At 54.6% G+C, this 14848-nt stretch carries 9 protein-coding genes; 1 reads left to right on the top strand and 8 read right to left on the bottom strand.

What is annotated here, in order from left to right:
* From malQ to glpE, 5 genes are all read right to left on the bottom strand, one after another.
* Entirely contained in the window at positions 1-2073 is a 2073-nt protein-coding gene (gene malQ, locus QNH99_RS01815; protein WP_410517240.1) for a 4-alpha-glucanotransferase, read from the bottom strand.
* Positions 2074-2082: 9 nt separating this feature from the next.
* Positions 2083-4488 (bottom strand): maltodextrin phosphorylase, encoded by a 2406-nt coding sequence (malP, locus tag QNH99_RS01810; RefSeq protein WP_109717813.1) that lies wholly within the window; start codon positions 4486-4488, stop codon positions 2083-2085.
* 153 nt (positions 4489-4641) lie between these two features.
* Complete coding sequence (locus QNH99_RS01805; RefSeq protein WP_063877527.1) at positions 4642-5400, bottom strand: DeoR/GlpR family transcriptional regulator; 759 nt, start codon at positions 5398-5400, stop codon at positions 4642-4644.
* A gap of 39 nt (positions 5401-5439) precedes the next feature.
* Positions 5440-6258 carry a rhomboid family intramembrane serine protease GlpG gene (gene glpG, locus QNH99_RS01800; protein WP_410517239.1) on the bottom strand — a complete coding sequence of 273 codons (819 nt, stop codon included), beginning with the start codon at positions 6256-6258 and terminating at the stop codon, positions 5440-5442.
* Between the two features lie 29 nt (positions 6259-6287).
* Positions 6288-6614 (bottom strand): thiosulfate sulfurtransferase GlpE, encoded by a 327-nt coding sequence (gene glpE, locus QNH99_RS01795; protein WP_063877529.1) that lies wholly within the window; start codon positions 6612-6614, stop codon positions 6288-6290.
* A 226-nt stretch (positions 6615-6840) separates the two neighbouring features.
* Between glpE and glpD the strand changes: the two genes are divergently transcribed.
* On the top strand, positions 6841-8346 hold the full coding sequence (gene glpD / locus QNH99_RS01790; RefSeq protein WP_063877530.1) for a glycerol-3-phosphate dehydrogenase: 1506 nt from the start codon (positions 6841-6843) through the stop codon (positions 8344-8346).
* A gap of 1238 nt (positions 8347-9584) precedes the next feature.
* Here the strand turns inward: glpD and glgP are convergent.
* The 3 genes from glgP to glgC all read right to left on the bottom strand — a co-directional run bounded on the left by glgP (position 9585) and on the right by glgC (position 14840).
* Positions 9585-12032, bottom strand: coding sequence for a glycogen phosphorylase (gene glgP, locus QNH99_RS01785; protein ID WP_096012664.1), 2448 nt, complete (start codon positions 12030-12032; stop codon positions 9585-9587).
* Positions 12033-12050: 18 nt separating this feature from the next.
* Positions 12051-13484: a glycogen synthase GlgA gene (gene glgA / locus QNH99_RS01780; protein ID WP_283350466.1), complete on the bottom strand. Its 1434-nt coding sequence runs from the start codon at positions 13482-13484 to the stop codon at positions 12051-12053.
* Positions 13485-13547: 63 nt separating this feature from the next.
* Positions 13548-14840 carry a glucose-1-phosphate adenylyltransferase gene (gene glgC, locus QNH99_RS01775; protein ID WP_063877533.1) on the bottom strand — a complete coding sequence of 431 codons (1293 nt, stop codon included), beginning with the start codon at positions 14838-14840 and terminating at the stop codon, positions 13548-13550.
* Between the last annotated feature and the right edge of the window lie 8 nt (positions 14841-14848).

Raw genomic sequence — 14848 nt, 5'->3', positions numbered from 1 at the left:
CTATCCCGCCTTACGTCGTTTGGTCACGGTTTTCAGCAGTTTATTCACCTCTTCATCGGCAAAGATGCTTTCCAGCGGTTGGGCCAGCTTACGCCGCCAGTTGGGATATTGCTCCACCGTTCCCGGCACATTCACCGGCGTGGTCATCCCCAGCCAGTCCTCTGGCTGCAGCCCGAGCAGGGCACTGTTTGTGTCCGCCAGAAAACGGTGAACGGACTGATTCAGTTCAGCCGTCATCGCCAGAGAATCCGCCCGTTTTGCGCTACGCGCCGGCACGGCTCCCGCTTTATGCAGCGCGTCGAGTAACGCCTGTTTCTGTTTCATCCGCTGCTGCTGCAAATTGAGTACCGTTTGCGCGTCAGGATACAGCCCGATTTTCTCACCAAGCTGCAAATCGCCTGCACTCCAGAAGCCGGTCAGCGTAGGGAGATCGTGCGTACTGGCACTGGCGATGGACTGGCGTGGATAATGCTGTGGCGCGCGATAATCGCCCTGTTTTTCCTGCTCAAACCACAACACTTTCCAGGAAAACACGCCGCTGTCGCGGAGCAGACTGACGATCTCTTTGGGTACGGTGCCTAAGTCCTCGCCAATCACCATGCAGCGCTGGCGCTGGCTTTCCAGAGCCAGAATGCCAAGCAGGTCGTGCACCGGGTAAGCGACGTACGCGCCTTTATCCGCCGTTTCCCCTGCCGGGACCCACCAGAGACGTAGCAGAGCCATCACGTGATCGATACGTAATGCACCGCAGTCACGCATATTGGCGCGCAATATATCGATAAAAGGCTGATAGCCCCTGGCCTGCAATACGTGAGGGTCCATTGGCGGCAGTCCCCAGTTTTGTCCCAACGGGCCAAGTCTGTCAGGCGGCGCGCCGATGGACGCCTTGAGGCGATAAAGCTCGGGATCGTGCCAGGTTTCGGCACTGCCCTCCGCCACGCCGACGGCCAGATCGCGATACAGCCCCACGCTCATTCCCAGCGCCTGGCTCCGCGCCCAGCACTGAGAAAACTGTTGCTGAGCCAGCCACTGCAACCACTGCCAGAAGGCAATCTCATCCGCGTGCTGTGCGCACCAATCCTGAACGTCAGAAGACTGGCTGTTACGCCAGCCCTCAGGCCATGCCGGCCAGCCGGCGTGCGCGGCACCTTTGCCCTGCATTTCAATCTGCAGGCCATCATAGGCAGCCTGATAACGCAGGCTGTCCCCGCCCTGCTGGATAAACGCTGCAAACTGCCGCTTCTGCTCATCGTCTGCACCCCGGGCCTGAAACTGTGCCCAGCCGTGACGTAATGCCGTAATTTTCAGTGCCATGACGGCGTCGTAATCCACCCACTCGGTTTCGCGGGCCTGATTTAACGCCTTTTGGGTTTTGGCACTTTTCCACCACTTCTGACCTGCGCTGCTTTGTTGAAAATCGGCAACCTGTGACACATCGATGTAGATGATATTCAGCCAGCGACGCGATGAGGGGCTGTAAGGACTGGCAAAAGCGGGGCTGGCCGGATAGAGCGCATGCAAGGGGTTGAGTCCGACAAAGTCGCCGCCGCGAGCGGCAAGCTGCTCCAGCAGGGTTTCCAGATCGCCAAAATCACCGATGCCCCAGTTTTTACCGGAACGCACGGTGTAAAGCTGAACCAGCGCGCCCCAGCGTTTCTCTCCGGCGCGCAAGGCCGGAGGCAGATAGCAACGGCGCGGTGTAATGATCACGCGCGTGTGCCACTGACGTTTCCCCTTGCTCAGGGTAAGTTGGTGATAGCCCTGTCCCAAAGGGGAAGGCAACGTAAAGGCTTCACCGCCCGTCAGCGATCCGCTAAAAGTCTTTCCTTTTTCCGTCTGTAACTGCCAGTTTATGCTGCCGTCGAGCTCAGGCGTGAGCACGCGTTGACGATTGCCACTGAAGACAACGACGGGCGGCAGCGGGGATTTACCGGCTTTCTGCGGGTTCTCCATCACGGCCAGTAAGGCGCGCTTGGTGTCATCACTGATGGCTTCGGGTTCACCGTTCGCATCGAAATACGTGAGCGCGATTCCCGCCGCCAGTGCGGCTTTATCAAGTGACGTAGATTTCATCGCAATTCCTTAGCGTTGCGCCTGCCAGATGCGCTGTTGGTAGTCCCGAATCGATCGATCCGAACTAAAAATACCGGTTCGCGCCGTATTAAGAATCGCCGCGCGCGTCCAGGCTTCCTGATCACGCCACAAGGCCTCAACCCGTTTTTGCGCATCGATATAAGCCTGATAATCCGCCAGCACCAGCCAGGGATCGCCATTTTTTGTCAGGCTATCCAACATTAGGTCGAATGCATGCTTATCGCCATGACTGAACTTCCCTTTTTTCAGTGACGTCAGCAGCGCATCCAGTTCTTTGTTGTGCTTACGGACTTTTTGCGGCTTATAACCTCCGGCTTTCAGGGCTTTAACGTCATCCACGGTATTGCCGAAAATAAAAATATTTTCTGCGCCGACCTGCTCCGCAATTTCCACGTTTGCGCCATCCAGCGTGCCAATCGTCAGCGCGCCATTTAGCGCCAGCTTCATGTTGCCGGTGCCGGACGCTTCATAGCCCGCCGTTGAAATTTGCTCTGACAAATCGGCAGCGGGAATCAGATATTCGGCTGCCGTGATGCGGTAATCAGGAATGAAAACCACTTTGAGTTTGTCGCCGACAAGCGGGTCGTTATTCACCACCTCAGCCACCTTGTTGATGGCATAGATAATGTTTTTTGCCAGGTAATAGCCCGGTGCAGCTTTAGCGCCAAACAGAAACACGCGGGGGATAATACTGGCATCGTTGGGGTTGTCGCGGACGTTTTTATAGCAGTGCAGGATATGCAGCAGGCCGAGATGCTGGCGTTTGTATTCGTGCAGACGTTTGATCTGCACGTCAAAAATCGCGTTCGGGTTAACCACAATGCCGGTGCGCTGCGCAATGTAAGTGGCCAGACGCGCCTTGTTATGTTGCTTAACGGCACGAAAGCGCTGACGGAAAGCGGGATCGTCGGCGAAAGGCTCCAGCCCCTGCAACGCGGTCAGGTTATTGACCCATTCACGCTTCAGGGTTTCATCAATCAGCCCCGCTAACGCGGGATTACACTGCTTGATCCAGCGGCGTGGCGTAATGCCGTTGGTGACATTATGAAACTTCTGTGGCCAGAGCTGATGGTACTCGGGGAAAAGATCCGTCACGACCAGCCCGGAATGCAGTGCAGCCACGCCATTCACCGCAAAACCACTGACGACGCAGAGGTTGGCCATTCTGACCTGACCGTCGGCGACCACCGCCAGCTTGTTCCAAAGCGCTTTGTCATCAGGCCAGCGCTGCTTTATCTGCTGCTTCAGGCGACGATTGATCTCTTTGATAATCATCATGTGGCGCGGCAGCAGGCTGCGCATCAGCTTCTCATCCCAGCGCTCCAGGGCTTCGGGCATTAAGGTGTGATTGGTGTAAGCAAACACGCGGCTGGTGATATGCCAGGCTTCATCCCAACTTAACTGGTGCTCATCCAGCAGCAGACGCAGCATCTCCGGAATGGCGATAGTGGGATGCGTATCGTTAAGCTGAATCACTTCAAAATCCGGCAGGGCATGAATGCTTCTGCCCGCCTGATGATGGCGACGCAGAATATCGGCAACCGCACAGGCACACTGAAAATATTGCTGCATCAAACGCAGGCGTTTACCCTGGGGATGATTGTCATTGGGATAGAGCACTTTGGTCAGGCTGGCGGCATCAATCCCCTGCTTCTCAGCCTGTAAAAACTTACCGTCGTTGAACAGGGTCAGGTCAAAGGGATGCTCACTGGTGGCTTTCCACAGCCGCAACGGCAGGGTGACGCCATTGCGATAACCCGTTACCGGTAAATCCCAGGCTTCTCCACGAAGATATATGGCGGGCTCCCACACTTTACGCCCGTCATCCTGCTTTATGATTTTTCCGCCCATCGCGACGCGGACATCCAGCGCGGCGTTATGACGAAACCAGGGATAGGTCTCGCGCTCCCAGTCATCGGGTGCCTCAACCTGTTTCCCCTCTTCAAAGCGCTGACGAAACAAACCGTACTGGTAGTTAAGCCCATGCCCAGTGGCGGGCTGCCCAACCGTCGCCATCGAGTCCATGTAACAGGCCGCCAGCCTGCCGAGGCCGCCATTGCCCAATGCCGGATCGACCTCTTCTTCCAGTAATTCGCTTAATTCAACCTGATATTCAGCCAGCAGGGATTTGACCTCATCATACCAACCTAAATTCAGCAGGTTATTTCCCGTAAGACGTCCCAGCAGAAACTCCATGGAAAGATAGTTCACGTGGCGCTGTGGTGTCGCGCCCCGGACGGTCGGTTGCGCATTGAGCAGTTCACTTACTGTGGCACTGATAGCCTGCCACCACTGGTGGGATGTCATTTGCCTTGCGGAGGAGAAACCAAGATGCTGCCAGTGACGGGTTAACGCAGCCTGAAAACGGGATTTGTTGAATTTCTGCTGTGGCATATCACTCCCTTCTGTATCCATATGGGTGAAGCAAAAATGGAATGCACATGGGCCAGCAATATTGCCAGCGACCCTATTCATTAAATACGTGAGTGGAGAAAAAAGCGACAGGCAGGTTTGAAAAACGCCAGTTGTCTAACTGGCGTAGAGGGGTCAGCAAAGCTCAAGATGAACCTCATGCTGTTCAATAACTTTCATAATGCTGTCAGGCGGCATTTTATCGGTGTAGAGATAATCAAGCTGGCTCATGTTGCCCAGATTGACCATCGCATTACGGCCAAATTTAGAGTGGTCGACGACCAGCATGACGCAGCGCGAGTTTTCGATAATGGCGCGTTTGGTGCGGACTTCGTGATAGTCGAACTCCAGCAATGAGCCGTCCATATCGATACCGCTGATGCCGAGGATGCCGTAATCGAGGCGAAACTGTGAAATAAAATCGAGCGTCGCTTCCCCCATGACCGCACCATCACGGGTACGCACTTCTCCGCCAGCGATAATGACCCGGAAGTCTGGCTTGCCCATCAACAGCATTGCCACGTTCAGGTTATTGGTCACCACGCGTAAATCACTGTGATTTAGCAACGCATGAGCCACGGCTTCCGGCGTGGTACCGATATCGATAAACAGCGTTGCGCCGTCCGGTATCTGGCTGGCAACCCGCTGTGCAATACGCGCTTTCTCTGCTGACCACATCATCTTGCGATCCTGCCAGGCGGTATTCTCTGAACTGGAAGGCAAGGCCGCGCCGCCGTGATGGCGCTGAATTTTATTTTGATCGGCAAGGTCGTTTAAATCACGACGAATCGTTTGTGGGCTGACCTCAAAATGATCGACCAGCTCCTCAGTACTGACATATCCCTGACGCCGAACCAGATCAATAATGGCGTCATGACGTTGCGTCTGCTTCACATTCCTCTCCTGTTTCGGGCTTATTCTTATTCGTTGTGACTACCGTTTACGCTTGCGTGTGTCGACAAACGCCATTGCCAGTCCGACAAGCAGTCCACCAACGTGTGCTGCGTTAGCGATAGCCAGACCAAATGCACCAAACCAGCCCAGTACCAGCCAGACAAGTGCAAAACCGATTAACCCACGCTCCAGATAAATACCGCTGTCCGGATCGCGTTCGCCGCGCAGCCAGCAGTAACCCATCAGGGCATAGATCACGCCGGACAAGCCGCCAAACCAGATGCCGCTAAATTTCGACTGCAACCAGCCGCTGAGCAACGCTGAAATGATAAAAATGACAAAAAGCTTACCACTGCCCAGCCGTTTTTCTACCGCACCACCGAGATACCACCACCACATCAGATTAAACAGGATGTGAAGCAGAGAGAAGTGAAGCAGCACATGGCTGAACCAGCGCCAGACTTCAAAATGCTGATCGCTATCTGGCCATGCCAGCCAGTACATTACGGTGCGATCGCCCAGGACCTGCATCAGCACAAACACCGCAATACAGGCGAACATCACTACCATGGTCAGTGGCCCGGCACGCTCACGGATATTTGCCCAAATATTGCCTCGCTCATAGCGCAAGCCGCTGTCGGTTTTGCCACTGTGCCAGCTTGCAGCCTGATAGCGAGGATGGTTGGGATCGCGCACAAACTGCTGAAGTTCGTTTTCGACCATCGAAAGCTGACTTTCATCATCCAGCATAATGACGTACTGACTTTCACGCTCTATACGCAATTTCACGCCGCGCGTTGCCATGTAGTCAACAAAAGCCTGCGCAATGCGCGGCTGATTAAATTGGGTAATGCGCATTGCTCACTCTCCGTGTTACGCCTGACCAGTCACTCAGCGCCACTGATCACCTGTTGGGGGAAGGCGGCGCGCCAGGCATCAAACCCGCCATCAATACTGTAAGCCGTCGTAAATCCCTGGCTGTGCAAATAATCTGCTGCACTTTTACTGCTGTTGCCGTGATAGCACATGACCAGCACCGGCAGGCTCGTGTCGGTTGAGCTGATAAAATCATTGAGGTTGGCGTTCGACAAATGCAAGGCGCCGCTGGCATGACCAAGAGCAAAGCTTTGCGCATCGCGGATATCCACCATCACTGCGCCTTGTGCCAGACGCTGCTCAGCCTGATGAACATCAATACATTGGTAGGTTTCCATGGTGTCTCTCATCACATCGTCAAAATGACGTCTAGTGTAACCCGATAATCCTCGCCAATAACCTGACAATGACTACGGCTATTCACCTTTACGCCGACATAATGTTATCCATATCACGCAAAATTGTTTTTAGGTGGTTAAATACTGGCGTCAATGTTGGTTTGCGATTATGATTATGCTCGAAAACGAACATAAGTGAACTATTCCGAACATCGGAGGAGACAACGTGGAAACCAAAGACCTGATCGTTATCGGCGGCGGCATCAACGGTGCTGGCATCGCAGCAGACGCTGCAGGACGCGGACTGTCGGTGTTAATGCTAGAGGCGCGGGACCTGGCTTGCGCGACCTCTTCCGCCAGTTCAAAACTGATTCATGGTGGCCTGCGCTACCTTGAACATTATGAATTCCGTCTGGTGAGTGAAGCCCTGGCAGAACGCGAAGTGCTGTTAAAGATGGCGCCTCATATCGCGTTCCCTATGCGCTTTCGCTTACCGCATCGCCCGCATCTGCGTCCGGCATGGATGATCCGCACCGGGTTGTTTATGTACGACCATCTGGGCAAACGTACCAGCCTGCCGAGCAGTAAGAGCCTGAGCTTCGGTGCAGAGTCAGCACTCAAGCCCGAAATTAAGCGCGGTTTTGAGTATTCCGACTGCTGGGTGGACGATGCCCGCATGGTGGTACTGAACGCGCAGGAAGTGGTTAAGCATGGTGGTGAAGTGCGTACCCGCACGCGTGTGACCCGCGCCTGGCGTGAAAAGGGTTTGTGGATGGTGGAAGCTGAGGATATCGACAGCGGCAAAACCTTCACCTGGCAGGCTAAAGGCCTGGTCAACGCCGCAGGCCCGTGGGTTAAGCAGTTCTTTGATGATGGCCTGGAACTGAAATCACCTTATGGTATTCGTCTGATCAAAGGCAGCCATATCGTGGTGCCGCGCGTACACAATGAGAAGCAGGCTTATATTCTGCAAAACGAAGACAACCGCATTGTGTTTGTTATTCCGTGGATGGACGAGTTTTCCATCATCGGTACCACCGACGTGGAATACAAAGGCGATCCGAAAAACGTTGCCATTGACGATAGCGAAATCGACTACATCCTGAAGGTGTACAACGGCCATTTCAAAAAGCAGTTAACGCCTGATGATATCGTCTGGACCTATTCCGGCGTGCGCCCACTGTGTGACGATGAGTCAGATTCGCCGCAGGCTATTACGCGCGATTACACACTGGATGTGCGTGATGACAACGGTGAAACGCCGCTGCTGTCCGTTTTCGGCGGTAAATTAACGACCTATCGTAAGCTGGCCGAACATGCGATGGAGAAGTTGTCGAAGTATTATCCTGACGCGGGTGCGGCCTGGACTAAAAACTGCGTGCTGCCCGGCGGTAATATTTCCGGCAGCAGCGACGATTACGCTGCCAGCCTGCGCCGTCGTTACCCGTTCATTACTGAAAACATGGCACGTCACTACGCCCGCACTTACGGTAGCAGCACCGAGGTGTTGCTTAAAGATGCGACATCGCTGGAAGATCTGGGTGAAAACTTCGGTCATGAGTTTTATGAAGCTGAGTTGCGTTACCTGGTGCAGCACGAGTGGGTGCGTGAAGTGGATGATGCGATCTGGCGTCGTACCAAACAGGGTATGTGGCTGAACGAAGCCCAGCAGGCACGTATTGCCGAATGGCTGGCGGTCAAGGCGAAACCAACGCTTTCACTGGCATCGTAATAGCGCGTCAGCGCTGAGAAAGCGGTACAACGGGTTACGGCCTGTTGTGCCGTTTTTTTTTGCCTGCGCGGCATCCAGTTATGTAACTCTGAGAAGGTTTCGCTCGCCAGGCGGCGGGCAGTTTCAGTCCGCCCCGTGCGGGCGACCGACAAGGGGCCGCCAGTCGCCGCGGCCCCTTGACCCCGGGCTCCCGTCCTGCCCACCCGCCGCTGCGCGGTCCCTTCGCGGCTTCAGGATTTCTCCCGGACCGCCAGGACGCGCCGTCCCTGGCGCGGCCTGACTTTCGCCGACGTCCTGTCGGCTCATCCGGAAATCCTGCATCCGCTCAGCGGGACGGGAAGGCCGGCCCAACTCCCCCGCTTTGATAACTGTGTTAAAACCAACTCTTGTATCGCTTCAGATGCCAGAAAATATCGCTTCAGATGCCAGAAAAGCATCACAGCTTATTGCTGTTGATTTTTTCATTTTCGTCAGGCTTCCCTGTCTTCAGTTCTGATTGCGCACGTTAATAACAGGCGAAGCAGTATTTCGGAAAAATATAAGCCCTCACAGGCGGGGGGTTTCCGGAGGCATCCGGCGCGCTGAGGAAAGAACGGAGGCCAGGACGGCGCGGCAGGGACGCCGCGACGAGGACGGCTGCGCCACGGAGGGCGCATCCGGACGGTCCGTCAGGCCGCAGTGAGTGACGAAGGGACAGCGACGGCTGCCGGACGCCGGGATTGTTAAGGGGCTGGCGCGAGCCCCTTAACCCGACCGCCTGCTCGGGCAGGCTGAAACTCCCTGCCGCCTGGCGGGCGGAACCTGCACAGTGCAAAACCGCATCCCCACCGCCTCACAGGCAGAACATCCCTGAAGCAGGATCAGAGCGCCTCCCGCATGTCAGCCGGAACACGTCCGATACAAAACAATATTCACCTGCCCACAGGCAGAGCCAAACCAAAGGAGGAATAAGCCCTCACAGGCGGGGGGTTCCGGAGGCATCCGGCGCGCTGAGGAGAGAGCGGAGGCCAGGGCGGAGCGGCAGGGATGCCGCGACGAGGACGGCTGCGCCACGGAGGGCGCATCCGGACGGTCCGTCAGGCCGCAGTGAGTGACGAAGGGACAGCGACGGCTGCCGGGCGCCGGGATTGTTAAGGGGCTGGCGCTAGCCCCTTAACCCGACCGCCTGCACGGGCAGGCTGAAACTCCCCGACGCCTGGCGGGCGGAATCCTCTCAGAGCAGAAACGCTACCGCCAAACTACAACCTTACCGGCGAAATATTCCAAATCTCATCCGCGTACTCCTGAATCGTACGGTCAGACGAGAAATAGCCCATACCAGCAATGTTCATCGCCGCGCGGTACTGCCATTCATCCGGCTGGCGATACAGCTCATCAACCTTATCCTGGGTATCCACATAGCTGCGGTAATCCGCTAACAATTGATAGTGATCGCCGAAGTTAACCAGCAAATCGAACAGATTCCGATAGCGACCAGGGTCCTGCGGGCTAAAGACACCTGAGGCCAGCTGCGTCAGCACCTGATGCAGCTCGGCATCTTCTTCATAGTATTTACGCGGGTTATAGCCTGCTTTACGCAAGGCTTCGACCTGCGGCGTGGTATTACCAAAAATGAAGATGTTTTCTTTGCCCACATGATCAAGCATCTCAACGTTAGCACCGTCCAGCGTGCCGATAGTCAGCGCACCGTTGAGCGCAAACTTCATGTTACTGGTGCCCGATGCTTCAGTCCCTGCCGTGGAAATCTGCTCGGAGAGATCGGCGGCAGGAATAATAATCTGCGCCAGGCTCACGCTGTAGTTAGGAATAAACACGACCTTCAGTTTGTTTTTAACCTGCGGATCGTTATTAATGACCTTAGCCACATCGTTGATCAGATGAATAATGTGCTTGGCAACGTAGTAAGCCGATGCCGCTTTACCCGCAAAAATGTTAACACGCGGTACCCACTCGGCGTCAGGATCGGCCTTGATGCGGTTGTAGCGCGTAATCACGTGCAAAACGTTAAGTAGCTGACGCTTGTACTCATGAATGCGCTTAATCTGCACATCAAACAGCGCATTCGGATCGATAACAACATCCAGATTCTTCGCTACCCAGGTCGCTAAACGCTTTTTGTTTTCGAGTTTGGCTTCCGCCACTTTCTCAATAAACGCCGGGTAATCAACACACGTCTTCAGCTCGCTGAGCTGGCTTAAGTCTGTACGCCAGTTACGACCGATTTGTTCGTCCAGTAATTCTGACAGCGGCGGGTTAGCCAGCGCCAGCCAACGACGCGGTGTCACCCCGTTGGTTTTGTTACAGAAACGGCCAGGGAACAGACGGGAGAAATCAGCAAACAGGGACTGAACCATCAGGTTCGAGTGCAGCTCAGAAACGCCGTTAACTTTATGGCTGACGACCACAGCCAGCCAGGCCATACGTACACGGCGTCCGTCGTTCTCATCAATGATTGAAATACGCGCCAGCAGATCCCAGTCATCAGGGTAGTATTCCTGAATCGTTTTCAGGAAGAAGTCGTTAATTTCAAAAATAATGCTGAGGTGACGCGGCAGGATCTTACCGATCATATCGATCGGCCAGGTTTCCAGCGCTTCGCTCATTAACGTATGGTTGGTGTAAGAGAACACCTGGCAGCACACATCAAACGCATCATCCCAGGTAAACTTGTGCTCATCAATCAATAAGCGCATGAATTCCGGAATAGCCAATACCGGGTGCGTGTCATTGAGGTGGATAGCAATTTTGTCCGCCAGGTTGTCCCAGGTACGATGCATCATCCAGTGACGATTCAGGATATCCTGCACGGTGGCTGACACCAGGAAGTACTCCTGACGCAAGCGCAGTTCACGGCCGGAATAGGTCGAGTCATCGGGATAGAGCACACGCGACACGTTTTCTGAGTGGTTTTTATCTTCCACTGCCGCAAAATAGTCGCCCTGATTGAATTTACCCAGGTTGATTTCGTTACTGGCCTGCGCGCCCCACAAGCGTAACGTATTGGTCGAGTCTGTGTCGTAGCCAGGGATAATTTGATCGTAGGCCATGGCCAGAATTTCTTCGGTTTCCAGCCAGCGCACCTTGGCACCTTCGTGCTGAAGGCGACCACCGAAGCGGACTTTATAGCGGGTGTTGAAACGCTGAAACTCCCACGGGTTACCATATTCCAGCCAGTAATCCGGGGATTCTTTCTGCTCGCCATCGACAATGTTCTGTTTGAACATGCCGTAATCATAACGGATGCCATAGCCGCGTCCTGGCATGCCCAGCGTCGCCAGAGAATCCAGGAAGCAGGCAGCCAGGCGGCCTAAACCACCGTTACCCAGCCCAGGATCGTTCTCTTCTTCCATCAGCTCGGCCAGATCGAGACCCATTTCGTCCAGCGCCATATTGAGATCGTCGTAGATCCCCATGGCCAACAGCGCATTGCCCAGTGTGCGGCCCATCAGGAATTCCATCGACAGATAATAAACCTGACGAACGTCCTGAGAAAGTTGAGCGCGGTTAGAACGCAGCCAGCGCTCGACCATGCGATCGCGCACGGCAAGCAGCGCAGCATTCAGCCACTCATGTTTGTTAGCAATTGAAGGGTCTTTACCAATGGTGAACATCAGCTTGTAAGCAATTGAGTGCTTTAAAGCATCAACCGTCAACGTAGGTGAAGCGTAAGTGAATGGTGTAGTCATTTTCTGTTTCCCAGTCCGTTACAACAAACGTTGGTAAAGATCGCGGTAGGCTTGTGCGGCGACCTGCCAGCTAAAGTCCATGCCCATCGCCTGACGCTGCACGTAGCGCCAGAGTGAAGGACGAGACCACAATACGAACGCGCGACGAATTGCCCTCAACAGTGACCAGGCATTACTGTCTTCGAAACTGAAGCCGCTGGCAATGCCATCTGCCAGATTTTCTAATGAGCTGTCGTTAACCGTATCAGCCAGTCCGCCGGTCCGGCGAACCAAGGGCAACGTACCATATTTCAGTCCATACAGTTGTGTCAGACCGCAGGGCTCAAAGCGGCTCGGCACCATAATGACGTCGGCGCCGCCAACAATACGGTGAGAAAAGGCTTCGTGATAGCCAATCTGTACGCCTACGCTGCCGGGATGTTCCGCCGCCGCGGCCAGAAAGCCTTGCTGCAGCTCGGCATCGCCCTGCCCTAACAGCACCAACTGTCCGCCCTGCGCCAGTAAACCCGGCAGCGCTTCCAGCACCAAATCCAACCCTTTTTGCCGCGTCAGACGGCTGATAACGGCAAATACCGGTGCTTTGTCATCGACCTTCAGGCCCATCGCAACCTGTAACTGGCGCTTGTTTTCTGCTTTCGCTTCCAGCGTATCCCGGTTGTAACGGGAGCTCAGCAGGAGATCGTGTGAAGGGTCCCAAATCGCTGGATCGACCCCGTTCAGAATCCCACTCAGCCGGCCTTCGCGCATGCGTTGTGCCAGCAGCGTTTCCATGCCATAGCCATACTCTGGCGTGGTGATTTCATGTGCGTAGGTCGGGCTGACCGCCGTCACGTGATCGGCGTAAAATAAGCCGGCTTTCAGGTAAGAGATCTGACCGAAGAATTCGAGTCCAAACATATTAAAAAAGGCGCGCGGCAGTTGAATCTCGTCCAGATGGTGCGCTGAGAACAGTCCCTGATAAGCCAGGTTATGGACGGTGAAGACAGATTTGGCCGGTCGGCCGCGTGCCTCCAGATAAGCACAGGTCAGGCCGGCATGCCAGTCGTGCGCATGAACGATATCTGGCCGCCAGTAGCTATCCAGCCCGCAGCCCAGCTCACAGCCCATCCATCCCAGTAAAGCAAACCGTAAATAGTTGTCGACGTAGGCAAACTGCGATTCATCATGGTAAGGGCTTCCCGGCCGATCGTAGAGATCGGGGGCGTCGATAAGATAGATGCCCACCCCATCGAAGCGCCCAAAAAGCAGGCGAACCGGACCGGCAAAGGTTTGCAGCTCCGCGACCACCTGAGTATCCGGTATTCCTTTACGCAATGCAGGAAACGCGGGCAATAACACACGCGTATCTGTTCCACCCGCAATTTGTGCCTGAGGTAATGCTCCGACTACATCAGCCAGCCCGCCCGTTTTCAGCAGCGGGAAAAGTTCTGAACAGACATGTAAAACCTGCATCCTCGACCTCATTAAGTTACCAGGCACGATCCTCGTGCCGATTGGGTGTGTGCCGCTTGTCGTTTATGATCCCGCACTATTTAATTTGGCAAGCATGGTGCGGGTGACCAGTACAATGCCTTCTTCTGAACGGAAAAAACGGCGGCTGTCTTCATCAGGGTTTTCACCAATCACCATCCCTTCTGGCAGCACACAAGCACGGTCAATGACACAGCGGCGCAGACGACAGGATCGGCCAACTACCACATCAGGTAGCAGTACCGTTGAATCAATATTGCAAAATGAGTTCACCCGCACGCGGGAAAACATGACCGAATTCACCACCACCGAGCCCGAGATAATACAGCCCCCAGACACCAGTGAATTCATCGTCATACCATGGCTACCAGAACGGTCCTGGACAAACTTTGCCGGTGGCAAAGGTTCCATGTGCGTACGAATCGGCCAGGTGCTGTCGTACATATCCAGTTCAGGTGTCACTGAAGCCAAATCAAGGTTGGCGCGCCAGTAGGCTTCCAGCGTCCCAACATCCCGCCAGTAAGGCGGTGCCTCGTGATCGTTTTGCACACAAGAGATCGCAAACGAATGGGCGTAACCTTCACCACTTGCGACCACTTTGGGCAGAATATCTTTGCCGAAGTCGTGGCTTGAACCCGCCTCGTTCAGATCGTCTTCCAGTAAGCCATAAAGGTAATCGGCATCGAACACATAAATCCCCATACTGGCCAGCGATTTTGTGTCGTCACCCGGCATGGTCGGTGGCTTCGGCGGTTTCTCCACGAAATCGATTACTTTATTGTTTTCGTCTACGGCCATCACGCCAAATGCGGTCGCCTCATGCACCGGTACGGGCAGGCAGGCAATGGTGCATCGGGCTTCATTCAGCACGTGATCCAACAACATCCTTGAATAATCCATCTTGTAGATATGATCGCCGGCAAGGATCACCACGTACTGTGCGCCGTAGCGCCGAATAACATCGAGGTTCTGTGTGACGGCATCGGCTGTACCGCGATACCACTGCTCAGTGGAAAAGCGCTGCTGAGCCGGTAGCAGATCGACAAATTCATTCATCTCTTCGTTGAAGATAGACCAACCGCGCTGAATATGTTGGGTTAACGTATGAGATTGATACTGCGTAATGACCCCAATACGGCGAATGCCTGAGTTAACACAGTTGGAAAGGGCAAAGTCGATAATACGGAATTTACCACCAAAGTGAACGGCGGGCTTGGCACGCTTAGCGGTAAGATCCACCAGACGCGTACCGCGTCCACCAGCCAGTACAAGGGCAACAGTTTGTGTAGGGAGCTGGCGCGCCAGCATAAGATGTTCTGCTCTTTCTAATTTGACCATGTCTGACT

The sequence above is a fragment of the Pantoea allii genome, assembly GCF_046529425.1.
In the GTDB taxonomy this organism is placed as follows: Bacteria; Pseudomonadota; Gammaproteobacteria; order Enterobacterales; family Enterobacteriaceae; genus Pantoea; species Pantoea allii.
The sequence above is the reverse complement of the archived record's forward strand: the minus strand, read 5'-3'. Positions and strand labels throughout refer to the sequence as shown.

Bases quoted from the DNA above. Each gene is read 5' to 3' on its own strand.
- malQ (WP_410517240.1), bottom strand. From the start codon at position 2,073: ATGAAATCTACGTCACTTGATAAAGCCGCACTGGCGGCGGGAATCGCG.
- glpE (WP_063877529.1), bottom strand. From the start codon at position 6,614: ATGGAAACCTACCAATGTATTGATGTTCATCAGGCTGAGCAGCGTCTG.
- malP (WP_109717813.1), bottom strand. From the start codon at position 4,488: ATGCCACAGCAGAAATTCAACAAATCCCGTTTTCAGGCTGCGTTAACC.
- glpG (WP_410517239.1), bottom strand. From the start codon at position 6,258: ATGCGCATTACCCAATTTAATCAGCCGCGCATTGCGCAGGCTTTTGTT.
- glgC (WP_063877533.1), bottom strand. From the start codon at position 14,840: ATGGTCAAATTAGAAAGAGCAGAACATCTTATGCTGGCGCGCCAGCTC.
- glgA (WP_283350466.1), bottom strand. From the start codon at position 13,484: ATGCAGGTTTTACATGTCTGTTCAGAACTTTTCCCGCTGCTGAAAACG.
- glgP (WP_096012664.1), bottom strand. From the start codon at position 12,032: ATGACTACACCATTCACTTACGCTTCACCTACGTTGACGGTTGATGCT.